The 24918-nt window shown below is 59.7% G+C and carries 21 protein-coding genes and 1 tRNA gene; 9 read left to right on the top strand and 13 right to left on the bottom strand.

Annotated elements, in window-relative coordinates:
- Nucleotides 1-809 precede the first annotated feature (809 nt).
- Together LPU83_RS47225 and LPU83_RS73030 are read left to right on the top strand one after the other, a co-directional pair.
- Nucleotides 810-896 (top strand) — tRNA-Leu (locus LPU83_RS47225).
- Nucleotides 897-1104: 208 nt separating this feature from the next.
- Nucleotides 1105-1242, top strand: a complete 138-nt coding sequence (locus LPU83_RS73030; protein ID WP_167546205.1) for a hypothetical protein — start codon at nucleotides 1105-1107, stop codon at nucleotides 1240-1242.
- Between the two features lie 77 nt (nucleotides 1243-1319).
- Here LPU83_RS73030 and wrbA read toward each other — a convergent pair whose 3' ends face one another.
- The gene (gene wrbA / locus LPU83_RS47220; RefSeq protein ID WP_024317866.1) at nucleotides 1320-1916 is read right to left on the bottom strand and encodes an NAD(P)H:quinone oxidoreductase type IV; all 597 of its coding nucleotides are present in this window, start codon (nucleotides 1914-1916) and stop codon (nucleotides 1320-1322) included.
- Nucleotides 1917-2138: 222 nt separating this feature from the next.
- On the opposite strand from wrbA, the gene LPU83_RS47215 reads away from it, so the two are divergent.
- The 6 genes from LPU83_RS47215 (at nucleotide 2139) to LPU83_RS47190 (ending at nucleotide 11521) form a co-directional block, all read left to right on the top strand.
- On the top strand, nucleotides 2139-2915 hold the full coding sequence (locus tag LPU83_RS47215; protein ID WP_024317865.1) for a competence/damage-inducible protein A: 777 nt from the start codon (nucleotides 2139-2141) through the stop codon (nucleotides 2913-2915).
- Between the two features lie 108 nt (nucleotides 2916-3023).
- Nucleotides 3024-3866 carry a universal stress protein gene (locus LPU83_RS47210; protein WP_037069539.1) on the top strand — a complete coding sequence of 281 codons (843 nt, stop codon included), beginning with the start codon at nucleotides 3024-3026 and terminating at the stop codon, nucleotides 3864-3866.
- 182 nt (nucleotides 3867-4048) lie between these two features.
- Nucleotides 4049-4546 (top strand): xanthine phosphoribosyltransferase, encoded by a 498-nt coding sequence (gene gpt, locus LPU83_RS47205; RefSeq protein WP_024317863.1) that lies wholly within the window; start codon nucleotides 4049-4051, stop codon nucleotides 4544-4546.
- Nucleotides 4547-4743: 197 nt separating this feature from the next.
- A complete protein-coding gene (locus LPU83_RS47200; protein ID WP_024317862.1) occupies nucleotides 4744-5331 on the top strand; it encodes a PDC sensor domain-containing protein in 588 nt (195 codons plus the stop codon).
- Between the two features lie 590 nt (nucleotides 5332-5921).
- Nucleotides 5922-9746, top strand: a complete 3825-nt coding sequence (locus tag LPU83_RS47195) for a vitamin B12-dependent ribonucleotide reductase (protein ID WP_024317861.1) — start codon at nucleotides 5922-5924, stop codon at nucleotides 9744-9746.
- Between the two features lie 416 nt (nucleotides 9747-10162).
- The gene (locus tag LPU83_RS47190) at nucleotides 10163-11521 is read left to right on the top strand and encodes an IS5 family transposase (RefSeq protein ID WP_037068906.1); all 1359 of its coding nucleotides are present in this window, start codon (nucleotides 10163-10165) and stop codon (nucleotides 11519-11521) included.
- 358 nt (nucleotides 11522-11879) lie between these two features.
- On the opposite strand, the gene LPU83_RS74050 is transcribed toward LPU83_RS47190, so the two are convergent.
- The 12 genes from LPU83_RS74050 to LPU83_RS47130 all read right to left on the bottom strand — a co-directional run bounded on the left by LPU83_RS74050 (nucleotide 11880) and on the right by LPU83_RS47130 (nucleotide 23369).
- Nucleotides 11880-12059 (bottom strand): hypothetical protein, encoded by a 180-nt coding sequence (locus LPU83_RS74050; RefSeq protein ID WP_225039630.1) that lies wholly within the window; start codon nucleotides 12057-12059, stop codon nucleotides 11880-11882.
- Nucleotides 12060-12294: 235 nt separating this feature from the next.
- Nucleotides 12295-13020, bottom strand: a complete 726-nt coding sequence (locus tag LPU83_RS47180; protein WP_162392077.1) for an MOSC domain-containing protein — start codon at nucleotides 13018-13020, stop codon at nucleotides 12295-12297.
- Nucleotides 13021-13037: 17 nt separating this feature from the next.
- On the bottom strand, nucleotides 13038-14048 hold the full coding sequence (locus LPU83_RS47175; protein ID WP_024317858.1) for a GlxA family transcriptional regulator: 1011 nt from the start codon (nucleotides 14046-14048) through the stop codon (nucleotides 13038-13040).
- A complete protein-coding gene (locus LPU83_RS47170) occupies nucleotides 14038-15045 on the bottom strand; it encodes a 4-hydroxyproline epimerase (RefSeq protein WP_024317857.1) in 1008 nt (335 codons plus the stop codon). The genes LPU83_RS47175 and LPU83_RS47170 overlap by 11 nt, the downstream gene beginning before the upstream one ends.
- A gap of 15 nt (nucleotides 15046-15060) precedes the next feature.
- Nucleotides 15061-15912, bottom strand: coding sequence for an ABC transporter permease (locus LPU83_RS47165; RefSeq protein WP_024317856.1), 852 nt, complete (start codon nucleotides 15910-15912; stop codon nucleotides 15061-15063).
- Nucleotides 15909-16757, bottom strand: a complete 849-nt coding sequence (locus LPU83_RS47160) for an ABC transporter permease (RefSeq protein ID WP_024317855.1) — start codon at nucleotides 16755-16757, stop codon at nucleotides 15909-15911. Before LPU83_RS47160 ends, LPU83_RS47165 begins: the two co-directional genes overlap by 4 nt.
- A gap of 23 nt (nucleotides 16758-16780) precedes the next feature.
- Nucleotides 16781-17872, bottom strand: a complete 1092-nt coding sequence (locus LPU83_RS47155) for a quaternary amine ABC transporter ATP-binding protein (RefSeq protein WP_024317854.1) — start codon at nucleotides 17870-17872, stop codon at nucleotides 16781-16783.
- 84 nt (nucleotides 17873-17956) lie between these two features.
- Complete coding sequence (locus LPU83_RS47150; protein WP_024317853.1) at nucleotides 17957-18808, bottom strand: glycine betaine ABC transporter substrate-binding protein; 852 nt, start codon at nucleotides 18806-18808, stop codon at nucleotides 17957-17959.
- A gap of 80 nt (nucleotides 18809-18888) precedes the next feature.
- Nucleotides 18889-20235, bottom strand: a complete 1347-nt coding sequence (locus LPU83_RS47145; protein WP_024317852.1) for an NAD(P)/FAD-dependent oxidoreductase — start codon at nucleotides 20233-20235, stop codon at nucleotides 18889-18891.
- Nucleotides 20232-21749: an aldehyde dehydrogenase gene (locus tag LPU83_RS47140; RefSeq protein ID WP_024317851.1), complete on the bottom strand. Its 1518-nt coding sequence runs from the start codon at nucleotides 21747-21749 to the stop codon at nucleotides 20232-20234. The genes LPU83_RS47145 and LPU83_RS47140 overlap by 4 nt, the downstream gene beginning before the upstream one ends.
- Nucleotides 21742-22656 (bottom strand): dihydrodipicolinate synthase family protein, encoded by a 915-nt coding sequence (locus LPU83_RS47135; protein ID WP_024317850.1) that lies wholly within the window; start codon nucleotides 22654-22656, stop codon nucleotides 21742-21744. Before LPU83_RS47135 ends, LPU83_RS47140 begins: the two co-directional genes overlap by 8 nt.
- Complete coding sequence (locus LPU83_RS47130; protein WP_024317849.1) at nucleotides 22653-23369, bottom strand: GntR family transcriptional regulator; 717 nt, start codon at nucleotides 23367-23369, stop codon at nucleotides 22653-22655. Before LPU83_RS47130 ends, LPU83_RS47135 begins: the two co-directional genes overlap by 4 nt.
- A 538-nt stretch (nucleotides 23370-23907) precedes the next feature.
- Here LPU83_RS47130 and LPU83_RS47125 point away from each other — a divergent pair.
- Nucleotides 23908-24738: an alpha/beta fold hydrolase gene (locus LPU83_RS47125; protein ID WP_024317848.1), complete on the top strand. Its 831-nt coding sequence runs from the start codon at nucleotides 23908-23910 to the stop codon at nucleotides 24736-24738.
- Nucleotides 24739-24918 lie beyond the last annotated feature (180 nt).

Raw genomic sequence — 24918 nt, 5'->3', positions numbered from 1 at the left:
TAGCGCTCTCTACTTCGGTTATGGCGTTCACAATCCGGTCGACGGTCTCTCAAGACCAGTCGGACCGGCTGCACCTGTAAACCTTGAAGCGACCAAAGCACCTAACGCCGGATGACGCGCACGACAAAAGACGCGAGCGAGGCAAAGCGCGGGCTCTGGCAATCCACTCTCCAAGGCGTCAACTGGCTTGACGTTCTATATCTCTTAACAGCCGGGGTGGCGGTCGCGGTCGCGTACTACCTCGGTTATGGCAATACTGCAGCGGGGAACGGGCAAGGAATAGGCCCGTAAATCACCCTGGCCTTTCACCTATTGGAGCGTCGTTAAGGCGCCCCTTTTTGTTGCCTTATGGGCATGATCGAGATGATGTACGACCGGACGCTCCCGCTGGCAACCGCGCATGGGAAGCCGTCGAGCGGCAGCGCAAGGAGAACCTTGAAGGCCCGTGGGCTGACATCACCGAGTGGCCATGGTCGACATCTGGCGCAGCATCCGGTCGCACCTCTCCGCGCTTGAAGACACGGTCGTCTACACGGCTCGTCACACATGCGCCTCTTGCCAGGTCATCAAGGGCATCGACCTCACGCGCGTCATGAGATGGGCCATCGATCCTACCAAACGACGCTCGGTTACGCCCACCTCGCCACGGATCACCTCATGGATAATTTGAGGGCTCTGGAGGGTGGCGCAGCGTCAAAACTGATGCTAATCAACGGCTCTCCTACAAACGCCACTGAGTAGGAGGCGTGTAGGAAAGCGTGTCGGAGACCAAGTAGGAAACCGACTGTTTCACCACCGAATGTAGGAAAGCGGACGTGGTGGAACTGGTATACACAAGAGACTTAAAATCTCTCGTCTTCAATGACTTACGGGTTCGAGCCCCGTCGTCCGCACCAACTCCCCTCGGTAGACTTAAAATCCCTCGGCCTCAGGCTGTACGGGTTCGACCCCGTCGTCCGCACCATCGGGCCAGACTGCACCAGCATCCACGGCAGCCGGCCACGACCCTTTATCATCGCTTGCGAATGTGCTTGTATGCGCGCGCCAGAAGGACCGCGGTTGGGGCTGCGCATAGTTGTAAGCTTGTCTTGTGGGAGTAAGGCGATGGTTTACGATTGGGATGGCACGAGGACGCGACGTCTCAAATTGTTCAGGGCGGGAACGGCATTAATGATCGCGATTGCGGTTCTCGGAATACCGCTTCTTTTCTACGCAGTGAAGCTGCACGACCTCTACGGCTGACGCACAGTCGGCGACTTTCTCTGCACACTGTAAGCAGGCGCGACCCAATGGCCGCCCCTGCCGGTGAAGGGAGCCGATCAGCCCAGCTTGGCAGCGATCTTGGCGACGTGAGCGCCCTGGTATTTGGCTGCCTCCAACTCGATTGCAGAGGGCTGGCGGGATCCGTCGCCGTCCGTGATGGTGGATGCACCATAGGGCGAACCGCCCTTGATTTCATCAACGCCCATTTGGCCCTGGAAAGCATAGGGGAGGCCGGCAACGATCATCCCCTGGTGCAGGAAGGTGGGGATGAAGCCGAGGATGGTGGTCTCCTGACCGCCATGCTGCGTCGCCGAGGATGTGAAAGCCGAACCGACCTTGCCAACGAGCTTGCCTGCGAACCAGAGGCCGCCCGTCTGATCCCAGAAATTGCGCATCTGCGAGGCAACCGTTCCAAAACGTGTACCGGCACCAACGATGATTGCGTCATAATCAGCAAGTTCATCGACAGTGGCAATCGGCGCAGCCTGGTCCATCTTGTAGTAGGACGCCTTGGCAACCTCGTCCGGAACCAGTTCCGGAACGCGCTTGACAACAACCTCGGCGCCAGTCGACTTTGCGCCTTCGGCGACGGCATATGCCATGGTTTCGATGTGGCCGTAGGCCGAATAGTAGAGCACGAGTACCTTCGCCATTTATTTATCTCCATCAAGGAATTTGCGTTTGAATTTCGTAAACGGTTGGAAACTTAGCAGCGCGCCGCAACGAACATAGCCCCACGCGGCAGAACGCACTGTTCAATGGCCATAGACGAAAAAATACTTGAACCATTTGCGTGGGCTAGCGGCAGCGATACGATTTGCAAGACCGGCGAAGGGCGCTACCTATGTTGGGACCCAAATGTTCGGAAATTTCCAATGACCAATGAGACAATTGTCACCAGCGCCATGCTTGCCATTGGCGACGAACTCTTATCCGGCCGCACCAAAGACAAGAATATCGGCCACTTGGCCGATATTCTGACGCTTTGCGGCATCGATCTCAAAGAGGTCCGCATCGTCGGCGATGAGGAGGATGCGATCGTCGAGGCCCTGAATGCACTGCGCGCAAAATACGATTACATCTTCACGTCGGGAGGCATCGGGCCGACCCATGACGACATTACGGCCGATGCCGTGTCTGCGGCGTTCGGGCTGCCTTGCGAATACGATGCTGACGCAATGACCCTGCTCGGCGAGATGTATGCGCGCCGCGGTCTCGAATTCACCGACGCCAGAAAGAGGATGGCTCGGATGCCAAGCGGTGCACGCCATATCCCCAACCCCGTCTCGACCGCGCCGGGTTTCGTCATCGGCAATGTTCACGTCATGGCGGGTGTCCCGCAGGTCTTCCAGGCCATGGTCGATGCGGTTGTCCCGACATTGCGCACCGGCATGCGCATGCTCTCGCTCGGTATCTCCTGCCCCTATGGCGAAGGCGACATCGGCACGCCGCTTGCCGCCATCCAGAAAGCCCATTCCGAGACGAGCATCGGCTCGTATCCCCGCTATATCGGGCAGGCGTTCTCCACCGAAATCGTCGTGCGGGGCCGTTCCGAGGACGCGGTCGACGCCGTAGGAGTTGACGTTCGCGCCATGATCGAGACCATCCGCCAGACAAAGGAGATTGCTGAAAACCGTTCGGCGGAGGCGTAGCACGAGGCGATGCCGTCTGCTCATTGATCTGCATCAAGGAACCGACGTCCTTCCCGACGCATTCTCGTTCCAGGCAAGCTGATTTCATCTGCGTAAGGAGAAGTGATTATGTCTTACAAAACCATACTTGCCATTCTCGATACCGTCGACAACGCCACCGCCGTGGCCGATTTTGCTTTCGCCATTGCCGCACAGACCAATGCCCATGTTATCGGCCTTCATGCGGAAACCGTCGCTGTCGTGCCCCTTGTCGCGCCGATGGAGATACCGGATCCGGTCGCCGTCCAGGCGCTGCAGGACATGGCGCATTCCGAGACTATCGAAATCGAGCGCATCTTCCGCAGGAAGGCCGAGGTGGAAGGCGTCTCCTTTGAATGGCGCCGTTTCGCTTCCTCCACCGGTTATGGCACGGCGCCGCTGATCGAAAGCGCCCGTAGCGCTGACCTGCTGATCGCCTCACAGGCGGATCCCTCCAAGCCATCGGACAGTCACGTGGACGTCGACAACTTCCTCTTTGAAAGTGGTCGTCCGGTCTTGATGATCCCCTTTGTGCTGCGCCAGCCGAAGCCGATCAAGCGCGTCCTCATTGCCTGGAACGGCTCGAAGGAGGCGGCGCGCGCCGCGTTTGATGCCTTGCCGATCCTGCAGGCCGCCGACGAAGTCGAGGTTTTCTCGGTCGATCCCGTCGACAACGCGGTCCAATCTGCGGCTGTGGCCGGCGCGGAGATTGCAGCCACTCTGGCGCGTCACGGTGTAAAGGTGACCCTGGCAACGGCGCAAAGCGCTGACAAGTCGGCGTCAGCCGTGATCGAAAACCGTCTCTCCGACAGCAGCATCGACCTGCTCGTCATGGGCGCTTACACCCATTCCCGCCTCTGGCAGATGATCTTCGGTGGCACCACAAAGAGCCTGCTGCAGTCGATGACGGCATTGACCCTGCTGTCGCGATAAGAATCACGAGGGGCTTGCGTTTTGCCTCCGGAATCCGTTAATTGCGGCGACCGATGACGAGCTCCGGCTTCGGTCCTCCTATCGCGCAGTCTCGGCTGCGCGATTTGCGTTTGGCCGATCGCGGAATGCCTCGTCCGGCCGCCGGCAAACGGCGTCTCATCATTCATGCCGCGGAGCAAACCATGTCCCTTCCCGATAAAGCCTTTCCCGTTTCCTGGGATCAGTTCCACAGAGACGCGCGCGCACTCGCCTGGCGTCTCGCCGGCCTCAAGCGCGATTTCAAGGCGATCGTCTGCATTACGCGCGGCGGTCTCGTGCCGGCGGCAATCATCTCGCGCGAACTCAACATCCGGCTGATCGAAACGGTTTGCGTCGCCTCCTACCACGACTATGTGAACCAGGGGGAAATGGTACTCCTTAAGGGCATCGCGCCGGAACTGACCGCTGACGAAGGCGTATCCGTCCTAGTCATCGACGACCTGACCGATACCGGCAAGACAGCTTCGGAAGTTCGCACGATCCTGCCCAAGGCACACTTCGCGTGTGTCTATGCGAAGCCGCAGGGCGTGCCGACGATCGATACGTTTGTCACGGAAGTCAGTCAGGACACCTGGATTTACTTCCCCTGGGATATGGGGTTCACCTATCAGGAACCGATCTCCAAGGCTGGCCGCGGCTGAGAGCGCCTCGCCGCGCAACCCGACGGACCGGTTGCAACCTCAATTTGCACAAATCTTTGTTTAACTAACACATCGGATTCCGCTATCGCGCTGCGCACGCAGACCTTATTCTTCTAAGCACAGTCCAACGCGGCAACGGCGTTGCGTTGCGGACTGGCGTTAGAGGCATAGTCGCAGGGCGCGACGTTGGAACGAATATGATGCGTTGGGGCTACGTCGGGACGGTGGTGGCTTTCGGGCTGAGCCTCTGTCTCTCGCCTTTGGCCGCTTCGGCGGAACCGGCCTATGTGTCCGTCGTACGGGAATACGTCGAGACAGTCGTCAAGCCGATGGTGAATGCCGCGATCGTGCGCAAGGCGATCGAGGAGCAGAACACCAAGTTCGGCAATGTCAGCGACATGGACATCCAGGTGCTGGACAATACCTACCGCTCCGAAATCCAGGCCGGCGGCTGGCAGATGGTCAGACATCTGCTCGCCAAGCCGGTGTCGCGATACCTCAAATCCAAGCAGGATGATTCGCAGGGCGCCATCATCGAATTTTTCGTAACCGATCGTCACGGGCTCAACGTCGGCCAGGGCACGATGACCACCGACTATTGGCAAGGCGACGAAGACAAGTTCCTGATAACATTCGCGAGACAGTCCGACGAGATATTCATCGACCGTGCCGAGCGCGATGAGCAGACACAAGTACTGGAAACGCAGGCTAGTTTCGTCATCAAGGATGAAAACGGAAAGCCGATAGGTGTCGCAACGGTGACGATCGCGATCGACGCATTGTGATCGAAATTGGCCTCAACGAATCGCCATGCCCATTTGCGCGCCAAATGCTGCAACCAAATCAACACGGTCGCAACTTTTCTTAGATTTTTTTCGCTCTCTGGGGATAAGCGGGTGCAACCTATTGAATTCCTTATACGACTTTCTTTTCCCCGTTCTCCACAGCCCGATCCACAACATCTTGTGGTGAACGGTTCGTTAAAAACAACCCCTTGACGGAATCGCGCGTTTCCAACTTAATGGGTCCCGATGTTGCTGCGGCAGTTGGACCGGAATTAACGAGGCCGGTTCTCTTCAAAAATCGAGCGTAGAATCAGGGTGTTGCGTCCATGAAGGTCGACCGCCAAGAGGGGCTTTGTGCGCGATTTTTATCTTCCAAAAAGTGACATCGGGGGCTGGCGATAATAAGCTGTTAATACTATATTTAGTGTTTGCAGCCACCATCACCACAAGATACAGGAAAGACATCTCCGATGACACTCCTGTGACGATACGGAAATGAGAACTGGCTGCGCTCCTCACGGCGCCGCCGGAGGTGGAAACTTGCGCCTTGGTCAAACGGGGACGGGGCGCGCAAGCTAGAGGTTAGGCAAATGCGCATAGAACGCCGTTTCACGAAGGCAGGACAGAGCGCTTACGCGGATATCGAATTCCGCAAGGCGACGAGCGAGATCAAGAACCCGGACGGTTCGATCGTTTTCCGCCTCGAGAATATCGATGTTCCGGCGCAGTTCTCCCAAGTGGCTGCCGACATCCTGGCGCAGAAGTATTTCCGCAAGGCTGGCGTTCCCGCCAAGCTCAAGAAGGTCGAGGAAAACGACGTTCCTTCCTTCCTGTGGCGTTCGGTTGCCGATGAAGCGGCTCTGAAGGACGTTCCGAAGGATCAGCAATACGGTTCCGAAACAGACGCCCGCCAGGTCTTCGACCGCCTTGCCGGTACCTGGACCTACTGGGGCTGGAAGGGCGGCTATTTCTCGTCCGAGGAAGATGCCTCTGCTTTCCGGGATGAGCTTGCCTACATGCTCGCCACGCAGCGCGTCGCCCCGAACTCGCCGCAGTGGTTCAACACCGGCATGCATTGGGCCTACGGCATCGACGGCCCCGGCCAAGGCCACTTCTATGTCGATCCGTTCACCGCCAAGCTGACGAAGTCGAAGTCCGCTTATGAGCACCCGCAGCCACATGCCTGCTTCATTCAGTCCGTTGAAGACGATCTCGTCAATGAAGGCGGCATCATGGACCTTTGGGTTCGCGAAGCCCGTCTGTTCAAGTACGGCTCCGGTACCGGCTCCAACTTCTCCTATCTGCGCGGCGAAGGCGAAAAACTTTCCGGCGGCGGTCGTTCCTCCGGCCTGATGAGCTTCCTGAAGATCGGCGACCGTGCAGCGGGCGCCATCAAGTCGGGCGGCACGACGCGCCGTGCGGCCAAGATGGTCGTGGTCGACATCGACCATCCGGATATTGAGGAATATATCAACTGGAAGGTGAAGGAAGAGCAGAAGGTTGCTGCCCTCGTCACCGGTTCCAAGGTCGTCGCCAAGCATCTCAAGGCGATCATGAAGGCCTGCGTCAACTGCGACGGCGGCGATGACGGCGATTGCTTCGAGCCAAACAAGAACCCTGCCCTGAAGCGCGAAATCCGCGCTGCCAAGAAGGACCAGGTTCCTGAGAATTACATCGGCCGCGTCATCCAGTTCGCTCGCCAGGGCTACAAGGACCTCGAGTTCAAGACCTACGACACCGACTGGGATTCGGAAGCCTACCTCACCGTATCCGGCCAGAACTCCAACAACTCGGTCTCGATCAAGGACGATTTCCTGCGCGCAGTCGAAGACGATGGCGACTGGAACCTGACCGCCCGCAAGGACGGCAAGGTCATGAAGACGCTGAAGGCCCGCGATCTCTGGGAGTCGATCTCCTACGCCGCCTGGGCATCGGCTGACCCGGGCCTGCACTTCAACACGACGATGAACGACTGGCACACCAGCCCGGCTGCCGGCCCGATCCGCGCATCCAACCCGTGCTCGGAATACATGTTCCTGGACGATACGGCATGCAACCTTGCCTCGCTTAACCTCATGCAGTTCAAGGATGCGGCCACCAAGCGCATCAACATATCAGACTACGAGCATGCCGTGCGTCTCTGGAGTGTCGTGCTCGAAATCTCCGTGATGATGGCGCAGTTCCCGTCGCGCCGCATTGCCGAACTCTCCTACGAGTACCGCACGATCGGCCTCGGCTACGCCAACATCGGCGGCCTGCTGATGTCCTCGGGCATCCCCTATGACAGCGACGAAGCCCGCGCCATCGCAGGCTCGCTGACGGCGATCATGACCGGCATTTCCTATGCCACCTCGGCGGAAATCGCCTCCGAGCTCGGCCCGTTCCCGATGTTCAAGCCGAACCGCGAGAACATGCTGCGCGTCATCCGCAACCATCGCCGCGCCGCTTACGGCGAGGCATCAGGCTATGAGGGCTTGTCGATCAACCCGGTTGCGCTCATCCATCCGGAAAACCCGGACCAGGATCTCGCTGCGCATGCCAAGAGCGCCTGGGACAAGGCGCTTGAACTCGGCGAAAAGCACGGTTACCGCAACGCCCAGGCAACTGTCATTGCGCCGACTGGCACGATCGGCCTTGTCATGGATTGCGACACGACCGGCATCGAGCCCGACTTCGCGCTCGTGAAGTTCAAGAAGCTCGCCGGCGGCGGCTACTTCAAGATCATCAACCGCGCCGTTCCGGAAGCGCTGCGCACTCTCGGTTACTCGGAGAGCCAGATCGCCGAGATCGAAGCTTACGCTGTCGGCCACGGCAACCTGAACCAGGCGCCAGCCATCAACCCCTCGACGCTGAAGGCCAAGGGCTTCACCGACGAGAAGGTCGATGCCGTCAACGCCGCGCTGAAGTCGGCCTTCGACATCAAGTTCGTCTTCAACCAGTGGACGCTCGGCACAGATTTCCTGAAGGCCATCCTGAAGGTTTCGGACGAGCAGCTCGCCGACGTGAGCTTCAACCTGCTCGACCACCTCGGCTTCTCGAAGAAGGACATCGAGGCTGCGAACATCCACGTTTGCGGTGCGATGACGCTCGAAGGCGCACCGTTCCTCAAGAACGAGCACCTCGCCGTGTTCGACTGCGCCAATCCGTGCGGCAAGATCGGCAAGCGTTATCTCTCGGTCGACAGTCACATCCGCATGATGGCTGCCGCGCAACCTTTCATCTCGGGTGCGATCTCCAAGACGATCAACATGCCGAACGACGCGACGGTCGACGATTGCAAGAGCGCCTACATGCTCTCCTGGAAGCTCGGCCTCAAGGCAAACGCGCTCTATCGCGACGGGTCCAAGCTGTCGCAGCCGCTGAACGCTTCGCTGATCGAAGATGAGAACGACGACGATGCGATGGAGGATCTGCTGCAGCAGCCGGTCGCAGCCCAGGCCGTCACCATCACCGAGAAGATCATCGAGCGTGTGGTCGAGCGCGTTACCCGCGAGCGTGAAAAGCTGCCGAACCGCCGCCAGGGCTATACCCAGAAGGCTGCCGTCGGCGGACACAAGGTGTATCTGCGCACCGGCGAATTCGGCGACGGCCGCATCGGCGAGATATTCATCGACATGCACAAGGAAGGTGCCGCCTTCCGCGCAATGATGAACAACTTCGCCATCGCCATCTCGCTTGGCCTGCAGTACGGCGTGCCGCTCGAAGAATATGTGGAGGCATTCACCTTCACCAAATTCGAACCGGCAGGCGTGGTCATCGGCAACGATGCGATCAAGAACGCCACGTCGATCCTCGACTACGTGTTCCGCGAACTCGCCGTTTCCTACCTCGGCCGTCACGATCTGGCGCATGTCGACACATCCGACTTCTCGAACACGGCGCTCGGCAAGGGCATCCAGGAAGGTAAGACCAATCTCGTTTCGACGGGCTGGACCCGCGGCTACAAGCCGACGCTCGTCTCCGGCAACGAGCGTCAGACATCTGGCGAGCCGAAGGGCTCCGCCACCGCAGCTCCTGCGCGCGCCTCCTCCGGTGCCACGGTCACGTCCTTTGCGGGTGCAGCCGCCCGCAAGATCGAGCCGACCGTTGGCATCTCCACCTCCGAAATCGTCGCCTTCAAGCGCGACTACGAGGAGCGCGCTCGGGAATTGGCCGAAGAGATCGCCGAGGAAGTGATCGAAGAGGTCGCCACCGAAACCCAGCAGCAGGCAACCGCCCTCTTCTCCGACAAGGCTGCCGCCGACGCCGCTTCGGCCAAGACGGAAGCCAAGAAGGTCGAGGCTGAACGCCGCGCCCGCTCGATCATGCAGGGTTACACCGGCAACATGTGCTCCGAGTGCCAGAACTTCACGATGGTGCGGAATGGAACGTGCGAGAAGTGCGACACGTGCGGAAGCACAAGCGGCTGCTCTTGATTGCTCGTCTGACTTGTGGCGGCGTCTTTCTGAGAAACCCAACTTAGGTCTGGCCAAACACCTCTAAAACCGGCCATTTTCGAAGCCAAAACTGGCCAACAGCTATTCGAAAGAATTCCGGGCGTGAAAAACGCCCGGAAAGTCATTCAGGAACAAATAGTGATCATCCGGAGATGGTTGAGGCTAGGCAAGTACAAGAACCAGTTCGTAGAGCGGATCGTGGCCTTCGAGCGAACCGGTCGGCCGTGAAGAACTCGCAAGCCGTTGATTTGATCTAAGAATCGAGGGGTCTGCAGATTTTCTAATTGCAGGAAACGGCCGCCGAACAGGCTGTTTCCTTGCAAAATCAGTTTGAGGTTTCCCTGGTTGGCGAAGCGTGATTCACTGGGTTATCGCGATGAATCGGAGAGCCAGGAATGGGTAAACCACGCGAACGGCGCGAAACGGGTGAACAGGATTTGTTCCGATCCCGGCTGGACCAGATCATCAACATGAAGCACGAACTGGTGCGCCTGGCGCAGGCGATCGACTGGCCTGTGTTGGAAGCCCGCTTTGGGACGGTGTATTCGGACGGAGCGGGCATGCCGCCATTGCCGACGCGGCTGATGGCGGGGCTGGCCATTCTTAAGCACACGTTCAGCCTGTCGGACGAGGCCCTGTGCGAGCGCTGGGTGGAGAACCCCTATTTCCAGTACCTGTGCGGCGAGGAGTTCTTTCGGCACGACCTATCGTTCGACCGCTCCTCGATGACGCGCTGGCGGCAGCGCATGGGCGAGGAGCGGATCGCCGCGCTCTTGCAAGAGAGCCTGGCCGTGGCTGTCAAGACAGGCGCGATGAAGCCGCAGGATACGCGGCAGGTGATCGTGGACACGACCGTTCAACCGAAGAACGTCATGTTCCCGACGGATGCCAAGCTTATTCACCGGGCGCGCGAACGGTTGGTGCGGCTGGCGAAGAAAATGGGGCTGGATCTGCGCCAGACCTATCTTCGGGTCGGTAAATTCGCCCTGATCCAATACCAACGCTACGCTCATGCGAAGCAATTCAAACGGGCCGGCAAGGCACTGCGCAAGTTGAAGACCTATCTCGGCCGGATCGTTCGCGACATCGAGCGTCAGATCGCCGGTGACGAACAACTCGACGCGATCTTCAAATGGTCGCTCTATCAGGCAAAAACGGTCATCGAGCAGCGGCAACGTCAGCGTGGCCGCAAGATCTATAGCCTGCACGCCGACGAGGTCGAGTGCATTGGCAAAGGCAAGGCGCACAAGCCTTACGAGTTCGGCGTGAAGGTGTCCGTGGCCACAACACTGAACCGTTCAAAGGGCGGGCAGTTCGCCCTGCACGCGGCGGCGCTGCCCGGCAATCCGTACGACGGCCACACGCTCGCGACCGTCGTTCCGGATATGGAAAAGATGATCGGCAACGAGGTCACCCGCATTCTGGCCGACGCTGGATACCGCGGCCACAATGCTCCCGAAAGTCACAAGCTGAGGGTCTTCACCAGCGGCCAGAAGCGCCGCCTCACGCCCGCCATCAAGCGCCAGATGCGACGACGATCGGCGGTCGAACCCGTCATTGGACACCTCAAGAGCGAACACAGAATGGACCGCAATTATCTCGCTGGCGAACAGGGGGATGCCGTCAATGCCGTTCTGGCCGCAGCCGGATACAACTTTTCCCTCCTGCTGCGATGGTTCAGGCAGCTTTTGTGTCTGGTAGCCGCACTAATCTCCACGTCCCAGAGCCGATCGATACCGCAGCTCAATGTCTGATAGCGAGTTCTTCACGATCGACGAACCGCCCTTCTGCCTCACCAATTCCGCAGGTTCGTCTATATATTTCTGGTCGAACTTGCTGTTCATCAAATTGAACAGGACAACTTTCTTCCCTGAAAGATCGTTGCTTTTGATGAATTCCCAAATTGGAGGAGCGGGGCTGTAGAGCCAGATGGGAGAACCGAAGTAAATGCTGTGGTCCATCGAAGCAGGGAATATGGACGCATCCGTGCGTCTCGCGTCCCGCAGAGCGCTCACCCAACCTGCAAACCCGATTCCGGTTTGCGTCGCCCTCGGAGAGCTGACCGCAACCTCTCTAATTGGTAGATTTCCGCTATTCGATGGGCAGCGGACATTATTTCAGAAGCTGAGTTTCAGCCCAGGCGACGAACTCCTCCAGCCGCTCGAGAGCACGCTCGGCATCGTCCCGCGATTCGTATTGCAGCTCGTCCTTCTGCTCCAGAAGCGCCTTGAGATTCGCTTCCTGACGGTTCGGCAGCTCGTTGCCAAGCGCGGCACGAAGAAGCTTGACCACCGCTCCGTGGTCTCCCTGATTGATCTCGCCTCGATGCTTTGCGGTTAAGCGTCGGCATAGGCAATCGCACAGTTGATCACGGTCGAGATAGAAGGGTTCCCAATATCGCCGGGGTCTGCCCGGTGTCACCGTTCCCAGACAAGACGTCGACGACGATCAACTTGGCGAGATCGAGGTGCCTGTGGCGCTGCTTGCAGCCTTGAAGGAAGCCGGCATCGAACCAGTTGCGACGACGTCACGCTGAGAGCGACACGACATCTCCTACCCGGAGCAACCCCTCTTGGCTCGGGCGGCAGTAGACACCCATGTTTCGATTGCCGAACTTCATCACACTTCGAAGGATTTCCGGATCGCTCTCCAGTCCTTCCTGAGCAATGATGGTGAACCCGCATCGCTTCGTCGGCGCGATCACTTTTCCGGTTATTTCGCCAAGCTGGATCGGCGCGCCGATCCAGCTTAGTTCAGCAAAGCCGCTGATACCGGCCTTCGCTTCCATAAAGATGTTCGGGCGAAATCTCCGCCGGTCGGGACTACCGGCCGGATGAAGCGACTGCAGATGGTCGACCGACGCGCTCGTCAGCAGGTGAAGAGGAGACACCTCGTACCTATCGACCGCGAAGATCGTCTCGGCGCTCTCGTGCGCAGAGCGCTCATAAGGCCTCACGGCCACGTCGAACTCGAAGAACGCCGTTAGGCCGCCCGCGAGCTGTGGTTCATCGACGGGGAGCCATTGATGACCGGGCACTTGTATCTCGACGGTGCCGTCCGTCGCCGTCCGTGACTTCACATAAACGGACTTTTGCCAACGCTTGTCGCGCTCGGGATGGGCAACGACGCCCGTCGAAACGTCGACGAGTGCATATCGCCGGTCGCCGTCCATTCCGTCACCGGACACCTTGACTGCGTCGACCATTTCGCCGGTTAGTGAGCTGACTGGATAGCGCCAGAGCTCTCTGATCACTCCTACCGATCGCATGTCTAATGAGCTCGCGCCGAGGTCGCGCGCACCTGCGAGGGTGTCGCCCCGAAGATCCGCTTGAAGGCGCGCGCGAAGTGGGAGGCGTTCTCGAAGCCGACATCGAGGGCGATCTCGATCATCGGAAGCTTCGAGCGGGCAAGCAAGACTTTCGCTCTCTCCATTCGCACACGTTTATAGGCTTGAGCCGGTGACATCCCGGCCTTCTCCAAGAAAACCCGTTCGAGCTGCCGCCGTGAGAGCCCAACGGACGATGCAAGAGCCGGTATGGATATGCCGTCTTCCATGTTTTGTTCCATGGTGATCATGACGGCTCTTACGCGGTCGTCGTCGTAATTCTCGTGGAGCGGCCTGCGGGGCTGCACGTCTCCGGGCGACCGAGCCTTTTCAATCTGCAGGACTTCCAATGCATTACGCTCGGCCTCCCGGCTGATGTAGCGCCGCACGAGCAGCGCTGCCATGTCCGCCGCGCTGCTTCCGCCCGCGCAGGATCCACGCCGCCGATCGAGATTGAACAACCGGTCCGATCGCACCGGAAGGCCGGGAAATCGCTCCTTGTAGGCCTTTGCGTGAAGCCAGCTCACGCAGGTCTGGTGGCTTGCCATCAATCCGGCGTCGGCAAGAATAAAGGTTCCAGTGCAAATTCCGATCAACGGCACGCCCTGTGACGAAGCACGTTTCAAGAACACGACCGTCTCCAGGTCCACCGGCCGTTCAACCGTCAGCAAACCACCGACAACCACGATGTAGTCGAACCGGGATGGATCAACGAAGTCAGAAGTTGGCGCCACCTGGACGCCGCAACTCGATGCGATGAGGTGGCGCGTGCTGCCGAGTACCTGCCAGTCGGCGAGCACACGCCCGGATCGATCGAACTCGTCGCTTGCGAGACGCAGGGTGTCAACGAACAGCGCAAAGGCCGAAAGAGTGAACGACCGTGCCAGGACGAATCCGACTCTGAGCTGCTTAGGGGTCGCAGCAGCCTCTCCGGATCGAAAATCCTCAGGTCTCATCTTGATGGTCTCCTGTCTGGTGGAGCGTGATATTCACTTGGATCTGGAAGCCGTGGGCAAGCGGATCCCGGTCATCGACGAAGATCGCGTTGTGGCCGATGACTCGCGCCCAGCCGCCAATGCTCGGAAGGATTCCATTATCGGAACCTACGTCGGCATCCGCTTCGACCCTACCTTCGAAGACCGTGCCAATCAGGCTTTCATGCCGGTAGCTTGCGCCGACCGCAAGCCGCCCCTTTCCATGAAGTTGGGCCATACGTGCCGAGGTGCCGGTTCCACTAGGCGACCGGTCGATCGCCTTGTCTCCATAGAACACCGCGCAACGTCCATCGGAGCGCCCATTGACGGGTTGATCACACCAAATGGCGTGATGGACGCCGCCAATCCTTTCGTCGTCGGGATGAACCGGGTCGCAGATGTCCGCGAGCGCGTCCCGGAGCCTCCCGCTGAAGCCGACAATCTCGGCCGCGGTCATACCGTCGAGGCCGCTCCAGTTCTCCTGAGGCTCCACGACGACGTAGTAGTTGCCTCCGCGCCCCATTCCAGGCACATCCACGTCGACATCCGCTTCGTACAGGTAACTGGGCACATTATAGAGGCGCACCGAGTCCACATACCCGCTCACATCGACTCGTCCTGCGGGGGTTTCGATGGGAACACGCCCCGATGTGCGGGGCTTCACCAGGCCCTCCTCGATCGCGGCCGTCACGACGCCGATCGTTCCAGCACCGCACATCGGAAGGCAGCCGCTCACCTCGACGAAGAGGACTGCGAAGTCGCAGTCATCCCGATAGGCAGGGTAGATGATTGCTCCCGACATGATGTCATGTCCTCTGGGCTCGAACATCAAGGCCCTTCGGACCCAGTCGTGGTCGCGGACAAAAAATTCGCGCCTCTCGCCCATGGGAGCATGCGGTAGCAACGGCGCCCCGCCGGCAACGAGACGCACCGGGTTTCCACAGGTGCGCGCGTCGATGCAGAAAAAGCTGTTTCTCATATACGTCTCCTCAAGTCAGGCCGTCCGAAGCGCCCCGTCGCGATTGAGAAGACCGCGGCTCAGCCGGTCGAGCAGGAGCGCGACTGCGACGATTGCGAGCCCCGCGCGCAAGCCCAAGCCCATTTCCATACGGGTCAGACCACGTGTCACCTCGGCACCAAGTCCACCCGCCCCTACCAGACCTGCCAGAACGACCATGGCCAGCGAAAGCAGAATGCATTGATTGAGGCCGACCATCAGCGTTTGCTTGGCCAGCGGGATTTCTATCTTCCAAAGCACCGAACGAGGATGGGCGCCGATCGCGTTGCCAAGCTCGATGAACTCGCGCGGCACCTGGTTGAACGCCAATGTTGTCAGTCGCAGCATCGGGGGAATGCCGTAGACGATCGTGGCGATGATCGCCGGGACGCGCCCGAGGCTGAAGATCATCACCGCGGGGATCAGGTAGACCCACGGCGGCACAGTCTGCATAACGTCGAGGACTGGTCGCACAACGGCTTCAAGCGTCTTGTGGCGCGAGCAGAGGACACCGATGGGAAACGCGATCAGGACGGAGATCAAAACGCCAACGGTCACGAGCGCAATCGTCTGCATCGACGCCGTCCACAACCCGACGATCAGGCAAAATCCCAGGCAGAGGCCCGCGAGGATTGCCGCTCGAAGATTCACCGCAAAGAAGGCCGCAAGGACGACGATCGCAATAAGGGCATAGGGCGGCACTGAAAGTAGCGCGGCCTCGATCGCCGACAGGACGGCCTCCACTACATAGCTGATCGCAGAGAACAGTGGATGCAGGTTCGTGTTCAACCAATCAACCGCCGGAGCAAGAAGAGCACCTGGCGAAAACTGCAAGATCGAAGGATTCATGACTGCCTCCCTGTTCCAAGCCGGGCCGCGCTCTGCGTTATGCGGTCGAGCACCATTGTCAGGACGACGATTGCGATCGCCCCGTTGATAGACGTCGCGATGTCGAGCGTCCGGATCGCGCCATAGATCGTCTCTCCAAGACCGCCTGATCCAACAATCCCGGCAATGACAACCATTCCGAACGCCATCATCAGGCTCTGGTTGATGCCAGCCATGATGCTGGGAAGGGCAAACGGCAGGCGGATCTTGAAGAACATCTGGCCTGGCGTGATACCGCTCGCTTCTCCCAATTCGATGAACGCCTTCGGCGTCATGCGAATGCCAAGCGACGTCAACCGGATCGCCGGCGGCATTGCAACCACGACGGTGGCAATCAAGGCAGTTGCGGGGCCATATCCGAGCAAGGCGATCGCCGGTAGAAGGTAGATGTAAGGCGGAAGCGTCTGGATCAGATCGAGGCCCGGTTCCATGAAGCGATCCAGCGCCGTGAAGAAACCTGCCGCGATCCCGATCGGGATACCGATCGCCAGCGCCAGCACCGTCGCCGTTAGGACAAGCGCGAGGGTGCTCATCGTCTCTGACCAGAGGCCCATCGAGAAGCAGAGCATCAGTGCGACGCCGCTCAAGATAGCGAACCAAGCATTGACGACTCGCCATCCAAGCAGTGCCACGACGATCGCAACGACATAGAACGGCGGGAGTTCAAGAAGCCAGAGAATTCCATCGTAAAGCCCCTCGAGAACCCATCTGACATAGTCGAAAAGGGATTCGCCGTTGTCGCCTACCCATTCAAGCGCTGCGTCGGTCCATTCGTCGAAGGTGTCGGTGAAGCTTGAAATGTCCATGTCACTCAGCTCCCGTTCAGCGGTCAGGCGGCCGCACGATCGTTGTTGGAAGTTCCCTTGACGCCCATGAGGAGGCCGCGGGGCGTGACCACGCCGACGACCTGGTCGTTGTCGACGACGGCGATCGCGTCGCGGTCCGACTGCATGGTGAGGGTGATCAGTTCGTCAATGTCAGCGTCGGGCGTGGTGCGCACCAGCGAAGAGATATCGGAGTTGGGCTCACTGCGTTGAAACTCGGTGACGCTATGCATTACGGAATGGGCCTTGATCAGATGGAGCCGCGATATGCCCGCCACGAACTCGGCGACATAGTCGTCCGCCGGATTGAGAATGATCTCCTCGGCCGTGCCCGTCTGGATGATGGCGCCATCCTTCATGATGGCGATGCGATCGCCGATCCGGATCGCCTCGTCGAGATCGTGCGTGATGAAGACGGCGGACTTGCCCAGCGACTTCGTGAGCTGCCGGAACTCGTCCTGAAGCTGGCGGCGTATGAGCGGATCGAGCGCACTGAACGGCTCGTCCATCAGGATGATTTCCGGATCGGACGCAAGGGCACGAGCGAGACCGACGCGTTGCTGCATGCCGCCCGACAATTCGTTCGGGTACCGGTCGACCCAGTCCGCCAAGCCTACCGTTTCCAGAGCTGCCTTGGCGGTTTTGTTTCGCTCAAGCTTGGAGATGCCCTGAACCTCCAGTCCGAAGGCAGCGTTCTCGAGCACGGTGCGATGCGGAAGCAAGGCAACGCTTTGAAACACCATGCCGATGTTCATGGCGCGCATTTGCCTGAGCTCGACCGGCGACAGCGCCGCAATGTCCCTGCCCTTTACGAGCACCTTTCCGGAACTCGGTGTAATCAGCTTGTTGAGAAGGCGGATAAGCGTCGACTTTCCGCTACCCGACAGGCCCATGATGCAGAATATCTCGCCGCGCCGGACCTGCAGGCTGGCGTTCGCCACGCCGACGACGCAGTTGTACTCCTTCAGCACTTGTTTCTTCCCAAGTCCCCGCGCGTTGATGGATTTCATCGCGGCGGCGGACTTGTCTCCGAAGACCTTCCAGAGCGATTGGCAGTCAATCAGGACTTCATTGGTATCGGCATTTGCGGTTTTCATAGCGATCCCCTCGAGCCAATTGGTGCTGGCTTCTCTTGTTGGGCTTGAAGGTGGCCGCCCGACAGCATCGGACGGCCGAAGCGATCAGTTCTTCTTGATGTTTTCCCAGCGCTTGATCAGGTCGGCATGGGCGCCGACCCAGCCCTGGACGGCCTGGTCCATAGTCTTGCCATCCTTCACCTCGCCATTGATGGCGGTGATGTCGGCGATCGGAACGTAGACGCTTGCCATGACCTCACGAGCATGCGGGTTCTCTTCGGAGAAGCCTTTCTGGCCGACCCAGTAGTAGCCTTGCGGTGGCGGGAAGATGCCCTTCGGATCCTTGAGATACTTTACCGCGTACTTCTGGACCATCCACGACGGTTCCCAGATCGTGACGGCGATCCACTCCTTGCGATCGTATGCCGATTTGAGGGCGGCCGTCATCGCCGCAGTGCTACCTTCGACGAGCTGCAGCTTTATATCGTAGTCCTTGACGGCGTTGGAGGAGTCACGCATCAGACCGGAGCCTGGCTCGATGCCGATAATCTTGCCGCCGAACTTGTCGCTATTTTCGTTGAGCTGCTCGAGGGAGTCGATCGGAACGTACTTCGGAACGGCGATGCCCTGGTAGAGGCCGTGAGAAACCGGAGAGATCTTCTCGAGACGGTTCTTGTTCTTGTCCCAGTAGTCCTGCGCGACGTAATCGGTCTGCGAAGCCAGAACCTGGATGTCCCCCTTGGCCAGAGCCGCGTAGGCAATACCCCACTCGGAGAATTCCGTCACCTTGACGGTATAACCAGCATCCTCAAGCACCTTCTTCGTGATGCCGGTGATGGGCGTCAGGTCTTCCCAGGACAGCGTGCCCATGTTGATGGTCTTCTCCTCCGCGCGGGCCGGAAGCATGCTGATGCCGACCATCGCAGCGGCACAGAGCGCTTTCCACAAAGTCTTCATTGTTCTTACTCCTAGTTCTCGTTCCCATTGTCGTTGAAGACTTGCGGTAGGCTCAGTCTTCACCATTGCGCGGCGAGGGCTCATCCCTCACGGCCAGCACGCAATTCCTGAAATCGAATGACCGAGTTGACCCCCAACCATGCAAATGGCTCTGGGGGCAGCCTGCTCGGCTCTGGCTGGTTCCTGTACTGATCGAGCTCCGGGCTCCCGACACCGGCCGCGAGATCTGCAGCCATCATGCCCGCAAGCGTGCTCTTGACGGTCCCAAGACCGTTCTCGCAGCACGCGGAAAACAGCCCCTCCTCGACTTCGCCGAAGGCGGGAACGTGGTTGCGGCTAAGGCAGAGCGCGCCTGCCCAGCTATATTCCAGTGGCAGGCTTTCCATCCCCGGGAACCGCGCGTCGAAGGACCGACGCTGCTCGGCGGCAATGCCAGAGACACGCCGCTCGGATACCTTTAGACTTGGGTTGTAGGTGAACCGCGTCCTGATGACGATGCGGGAGCGGCCGTTCGACGTGATCTTGCGGACAGTCGCGCCCATCGGATCCGCAGGCAGCAGCGCCCATCGGTCTGCGCCCGTCACGTCGCCGCCGAACTCGTTGTGCGAATAGGCGGCCGTCATCGACGCGTACGTGAAGATGTGCATCAACCTGCCGCGGAAATGGCCGAAGCTTTCAATGTGGCCGTTCACCCCCAGAATGACCTTCGGCGCTGATACCGAGCCGCGGTTCGACCGGGCCTTCCAGTTCCGGCCTTCCCGCGAGAGCTCGAGGACCGGCGAATGCTCGTAGATCGAAACCTTCCCCCGGAGTCCACGGGCTAGGCCGCGGATATAGTCGGCAGGCTGGATCATGACGGCGCCGGGCGTGAACAGCCCGCCGCGATAGTATGTCGAGCCCGTCATGCGCCGCATCTCGCCGGCGTCGAGGACGCGATGCGCTTCTCCGATTTTTTCCAGCGAGCGCCTATAGTTGTCGTTGAGCGCCAACCCCCTGTCGGAGGCCGCTGCGTTCACCTTTCCAGAAGGATCGAACGTCTCTCCGGAAAGTCCAAACTCGGCTGCGACGCCTGCCGCGAAAGAGATTGCCAGGCGATTATGCCTGATCTCGGTCTTCGCAGATCCCTCGTCAGCGACGGAGTATTCGCCCGACGATAGATTATGCGGAACGTCGATCATGAACCCCGAGTTTCGACCCGCCGGCCCCTTCGCCAACTCCCGCGCATCCAGGATCACGATCTTGTCCTGCGGGCGATGCTGCGAGAGACGGCGAGCCGCGGACAATCCGGCGAAACCACCACCGATGATCAGCCAGTCCGCGGTGATATCCCCATCAAGCGCCGTGACGGGAAATCCGCGTTCGCTGATCGCTTCCCAGCCCGAGACGCCGGTATCGACTGGCAGGCGCTTGATGACGTGCCGTGTCATCGGATCGTCTCGTCTACTGAACGATCTGACACGTCGATCCAAATCGTCTTCAGTTCGCAATAGTTGTCGTGCGCGAAGATCGACTTGTCGCGTCCGCCGAAACCGGACTCCTTGTAGCCGCCGAACGGCGTAGTCGCGTCCCCTTCTCCGAAGCAGTTGACCGTCACGACGCCCGCCCGGATCTCGCGCGAGAGCTTGATCGCGTTGCGGAGACTTCCGGTGTAGACGGACGCCGTCAGGCCATAGTTCGTGTCGTTGGCAAGGCCTACCGCCTCGGCTAGGGACTTGAAGGTCGTGACCGACAGAACCGGCCCGAAAATCTCCTCCTGGAACAGCCTGCTCGATGGCGTGACGCCATCGACAACCGTTGGCTCGACGAAGATGCCGTCGCGCGTGTCGCCGCCATGAGCGACCGAAAGCTTCTCTTTCTTGGCGTCATCGAGGAAGGACGTAACCTTCTCGAAATGCGCCTTATTGACGAGTGCGCCGATGCGGTTTTCCGGATCGAGCGGGTCGCCCGTCTTCCATTCGCGCATGTAGGCCCCGATCCGCTTTAGCAGCTCGTCCTTGACTTTGGCATGCACGATGAGCCTCGACGTGGCCGAGCAGTTCTCGCCCATGTTCCAGAACGCACCATTGACGACCTGCTCGGCGACAAGGTCGAGGTCTTCCGCGTCGTCGAGAACCACCGCCGGGTTCTTGCCACCGCACTCGAGCACCACGCGCTTCAGATTCGAGTCCGCCGCATAGCGCAGGAAGCAACGCCCCGTTGGAGTCGAGCCCGTAAAGGCGACCATGTCGACGTCCATGTGCATGCCAAGCGGCTCGCCGACCTCCTTGCCGCTGCCAGTTACGACGTTGAAGACGCCGGCAGGGACGCCTGCCTCATGAGCCAGTTCGGCGACGCGAAGCGTCGTCAGCGTCGTGTCGTCGGCGGGCTTCACGACGACGGAGCATCCCGCGGCAAGTGCCGGGCCTATCTTCCAAGCGAGCATGAGCAGCGGGAAGTTCCACGGCAGAACGCAGCCGACGACGCCAACGGGCTCGCGCACGATCATCGTCAGCGCATTCGGTCCGACCGGCGCCGTGTTGTCATAGAGCTTGTCGATCAACTCGGCATGCCAGCGCAGCGTATGGATGGTATCGGGGACGTCAACCGTCTGGCACTCGCGGATCGGCTTGCCACTATCGAGGCTTTCCATGACGGCAAGCTCATGGCGATTGCACTCGATTAGTCTGGCGAGCTTCAGGAGAACCTCCTTGCGCTCGGAGGGGGACCTCAGCCGCCAGCGACCGTCATCGAACGCCTCCCTCGCCTTGAGCACGGCATAGTCGACATCCGTGCTGTCGCAGGCGGCAATTTTGGCAAGCGTCTCTCCCGTCGCGGGGTTCTTGGACTTGAAAATCTTGCCGGAATTCGCCGGACGGAATGCACCATCGATGAACGCGTTTGTCGGAAACTGCAGTTCGGCGGCGATCGCCTTGTATTCGGCGGCGGTCAACGGTTCATGCATGACGATTGGCTCCCGAGGTGATCTGACCGACCGTTCGCTTCAATGTGGAGACGACAGTCTGGAGTGTTCGCTTTTCTTCGGAGTTGAGAGACCGCAGCGGCGCACGCACCGATCCGGTTTTGAGCCCGATGATTTCGCAGCCGTGCTTGATCGACTGGACAAACTTGCCGCATTCGAGGAAATCCATCAGCGGCAACATCGCGGTCATGATCGCGCGGCCCTTGTCGAAGTTCTTCTCGCGAACACAGGCCTCGTAGAGAGCGACGTGCTCCCGCGGCAGGAAATTCGATCCGGCGCACACCCAGCTTCTCGCGCCCCATGCGAAGAACTCGAGCGCCTGGTCGTCCCATCCACAGGAGAGCGAGATGTGTGGGAACGTCCTGGCAAGAAGATGCAAGTTGCCCATGTCGCCGGAACTTTCCTTAATGGCGACGACGTTCTTTGACTTGCCGACTCGTGAAAAATAGTCCTTACCCATCATCACGCCCATGCGGGCCGGATAGTTGTAGAGCATGATCGGCAGATTGGCCGCACGGTCGACTGTGAGCGCGTGAACGGCATTTTCCCGCTCGGTCGGAAGCGCATAGGGAGGCGTCGAAACCAGGATCGCGTCCGCGCCGATCTCCTTGGCGGCCTTCGCGTATTCCACCGAATCCTCGGTCCGTGTTGCGCCCGTTCCGACGACGAGTGGCAAGCGGCTCCCGATTACCTGCTTGGCGTAGGACGCGAGGTCAAAACGCTCCTGGCTGGTCTGAGAATAGTACTCGCCGGTCGATCCGCCGACGATGATGCCGTGGACCCCCGCCTCGATCAGCGACTCCAGCACAGCCGCGAAAGCCTTCCGGTCGATCTGTCCACTCTCATCGAGCGGAGTAACGGCCGGGGTATAGATCCCCTCGAATTTCACGGTGATTTCTCCAGTGTTTTTGCAGCCGGACCGCCGATGAGGACGTCCGCTTTTAGTCCCTGCGGAGCGATGAACATCTCCATGTTCTCGCGGGACAATTCCCAATGTTCAAAGACGAGATCGACGACCGCGTCCTCATCGTGCGCCGCCAGCGCTTCGATGAAGCAGTCATGATGCTCGACGGCCAACTGCAGGCGCCGCTTCATGTCCTCGTTTCTCGGCCGGAAGAACGTGTGACCGATCCGGGCGTGGTCGATGAGGAGCCGGCCGAGACTTGGTTGCAGATAGACGTTTGCGGACATCTCGCCGAAGATCTCGTGGAAGCGGTTGTTCTCGAGGACCATGTCCAGCGCGCCCCCCTTCTCGCTGGCCGCGCGGAAACGCTCCTGCGTCTGCTTCAAGTCCACGAGTTGTGCTGCTTTGAAATTCTGGACCGCCAAACGACCGATTGCCGCATAGATCATCGGCGCCACCAGGAAGAAATTACGCAGCGTCGAATGGTTCATCGGGATGACGCGCGCGCCGCGGTTTTCGCGAATGTCGACATAACCCTCGCCCGCCAAGCGACGAAAGATGTCGCGGACTGGTGTTCGGGAGAGGCCGTAGCGCTCACTCAGGCTGGCTTCGTCGAGATCGGCGTCGGGGTCGAGCTCCATCGTTAGAATTTGACGTTTCAAATCTTCGTACAGGTTGCTCTTCACGGTCTTCGCCATGGGTCACTCTCCGTGCCGTTACTGCGTCAGGCCCGGATCATCGCATGCATCTAAAACGATGTCAATAAATTGTGTACTTTGCGTACACAATGAATGTTCTCAAAGAATACATTTCGATGCGAACGACGTGATAGGCTGGCGGCTGGAACGTTAGTTGAGGGACTGAGTGGTCTATCCAGGCAACGCCGAGCAAGGGCGAAGCGGCGTCGCGACGCTGGCGTCGATGTTCCTGGGCGCCGCCAATCCCGTGATGTAACGTGACGACCTGCAGTCTCCTGCAGCCGATCGGAAAGAGCACATCTCTCCTCCCTCTCTCCTGCCGCCGCCATTCTTCAAAACGGCATCTTCCATTCTGCGATATTTGCATCAGATTAGCGTTTGGCTCGCAACGCCACCAAAGCCGCGTCATGGTGATGACGTAGAGTGTAGATGGGCGGGTCAGCTCTGCCCGGATGCCCCATGACATGGGCGCCGGAAGGATGCTCGCGTGCCTTTACCGCCATGAAAGCCATCACATCCAGACAGAGGGAAGCTGATCATGCCATTCATCAAGACCACGGACGGAACCGAAATCTTCTACAAGGATTGGGGCCCGCTCGATGCCCAGCCCGTTGTTTTCCATCACGGCTGGCCGCTCAGCGCCGACGACTGGGATGCGCAGATGATGTTCTTTCTGGACAAGGGCTATCGCGTGATTGCCCACGACCGACGCGGCCACGGCCGCTCCAGCCAGACGTGGCAGGGCAATGAGATGGACACCTATGCGGCCGACGTTGCGACGCTTACCGATGCTCTCAATCTCAAGAATGCGATCCATGTCGGCCATTCGACCGGCGGCGGCGAGGTTGCCCACTACGTCGCGCGCGCCAAGCCCGGCCGTGTCGCCAAGGCAGTGCTGATCGGCGCCGTGCCGCCGATCATGGTCAAATCGGACAAGAACCCCGGCGGCCTGCCACTCGAGGTTTTCGACGGCTTCCGCGCGGCGCTTGTCGCCAACCGTGCTCAGTTCTTCCTCGATGTGCCGACAGGCCCCTTCTACGGCTTCAACCGCCCCGGCGCCAAGGTCAGTCAGGGCGTCATCGAGAACTGGTGGCGGCAGGGGATGATGGGCGCTGCCAAGGCTCATTACGATTGCATCAAAGCGTTTTCCGAAACGGATTTCACCGAGGATCTGCAGCGGATCACAGTGCCGACGCTGGTCATGCACGGCGACGACGATCAAATCGTTCCCTATGCCGATTCCGCACCGCTTTCGGTAAAACTCCTGAAGCACGGCACGCTGAAGACCTATGCCGGCTTCCCGCACGGCATGTGCACCACGCATCCTGATGTCATCAACGCCGATCTGCTGGAGTTCTTCCTGGACTGAGGTGGCGGATCATCCGCCGGGCCCTCTACGGCCCGGCAATCGTATGACGGATGAAGACCGTTCGAACATTCGCAGGCGGGTCCCTGGGGTGCCCGCCTGCCGCATGCCGACATTTGCTCATCAAACGAGACGCTCGTGACCACACGAGATACCATTCCGAGCGGGTTGTCCCGACGCGAC

It is taken from the genome of Rhizobium favelukesii, assembly GCF_000577275.2.
GTDB classification, from domain to species: Bacteria; Pseudomonadota; Alphaproteobacteria; order Rhizobiales; family Rhizobiaceae; genus Rhizobium; species Rhizobium favelukesii.
The sequence above is the reverse complement of the archived record's forward strand: the minus strand, read 5'-3'. Positions and strand labels throughout refer to the sequence as shown.

Coding starts and splice junctions, on each gene's coding strand:
- LPU83_RS73030 (WP_167546205.1), top strand. CDS start 1,105: ATGGTTTACGATTGGGATGGCACGAGGACGCGACGTCTCAAATTGTTC.
- wrbA (WP_024317866.1), bottom strand. CDS start 1,916: ATGGCGAAGGTACTCGTGCTCTACTATTCGGCCTACGGCCACATCGAA.
- LPU83_RS47215 (WP_024317865.1), top strand. CDS start 2,139: ATGACCAATGAGACAATTGTCACCAGCGCCATGCTTGCCATTGGCGAC.
- LPU83_RS47210 (WP_037069539.1), top strand. CDS start 3,024: ATGTCTTACAAAACCATACTTGCCATTCTCGATACCGTCGACAACGCC.
- gpt (WP_024317863.1), top strand. CDS start 4,049: ATGTCCCTTCCCGATAAAGCCTTTCCCGTTTCCTGGGATCAGTTCCAC.
- LPU83_RS47200 (WP_024317862.1), top strand. CDS start 4,744: ATGATGCGTTGGGGCTACGTCGGGACGGTGGTGGCTTTCGGGCTGAGC.
- LPU83_RS47195 (WP_024317861.1), top strand. CDS start 5,922: ATGCGCATAGAACGCCGTTTCACGAAGGCAGGACAGAGCGCTTACGCG.
- LPU83_RS47190 (WP_037068906.1), top strand. CDS start 10,163: ATGGGTAAACCACGCGAACGGCGCGAAACGGGTGAACAGGATTTGTTC.
- LPU83_RS47175 (WP_024317858.1), bottom strand. CDS start 14,048: ATGAGACCTGAGGATTTTCGATCCGGAGAGGCTGCTGCGACCCCTAAG.
- LPU83_RS47170 (WP_024317857.1), bottom strand. CDS start 15,045: ATGAGAAACAGCTTTTTCTGCATCGACGCGCGCACCTGTGGAAACCCG.
- LPU83_RS47165 (WP_024317856.1), bottom strand. CDS start 15,912: ATGAATCCTTCGATCTTGCAGTTTTCGCCAGGTGCTCTTCTTGCTCCG.
- LPU83_RS47160 (WP_024317855.1), bottom strand. CDS start 16,757: ATGGACATTTCAAGCTTCACCGACACCTTCGACGAATGGACCGACGCA.
- LPU83_RS47155 (WP_024317854.1), bottom strand. CDS start 17,872: ATGAAAACCGCAAATGCCGATACCAATGAAGTCCTGATTGACTGCCAA.
- LPU83_RS47150 (WP_024317853.1), bottom strand. CDS start 18,808: ATGAAGACTTTGTGGAAAGCGCTCTGTGCCGCTGCGATGGTCGGCATC.
- LPU83_RS47145 (WP_024317852.1), bottom strand. CDS start 20,235: ATGACACGGCACGTCATCAAGCGCCTGCCAGTCGATACCGGCGTCTCG.
- LPU83_RS47140 (WP_024317851.1), bottom strand. CDS start 21,749: ATGCATGAACCGTTGACCGCCGCCGAATACAAGGCGATCGCCGCCGAA.
- LPU83_RS47130 (WP_024317849.1), bottom strand. CDS start 23,369: ATGGCGAAGACCGTGAAGAGCAACCTGTACGAAGATTTGAAACGTCAA.
- LPU83_RS47125 (WP_024317848.1), top strand. CDS start 23,908: ATGCCATTCATCAAGACCACGGACGGAACCGAAATCTTCTACAAGGAT.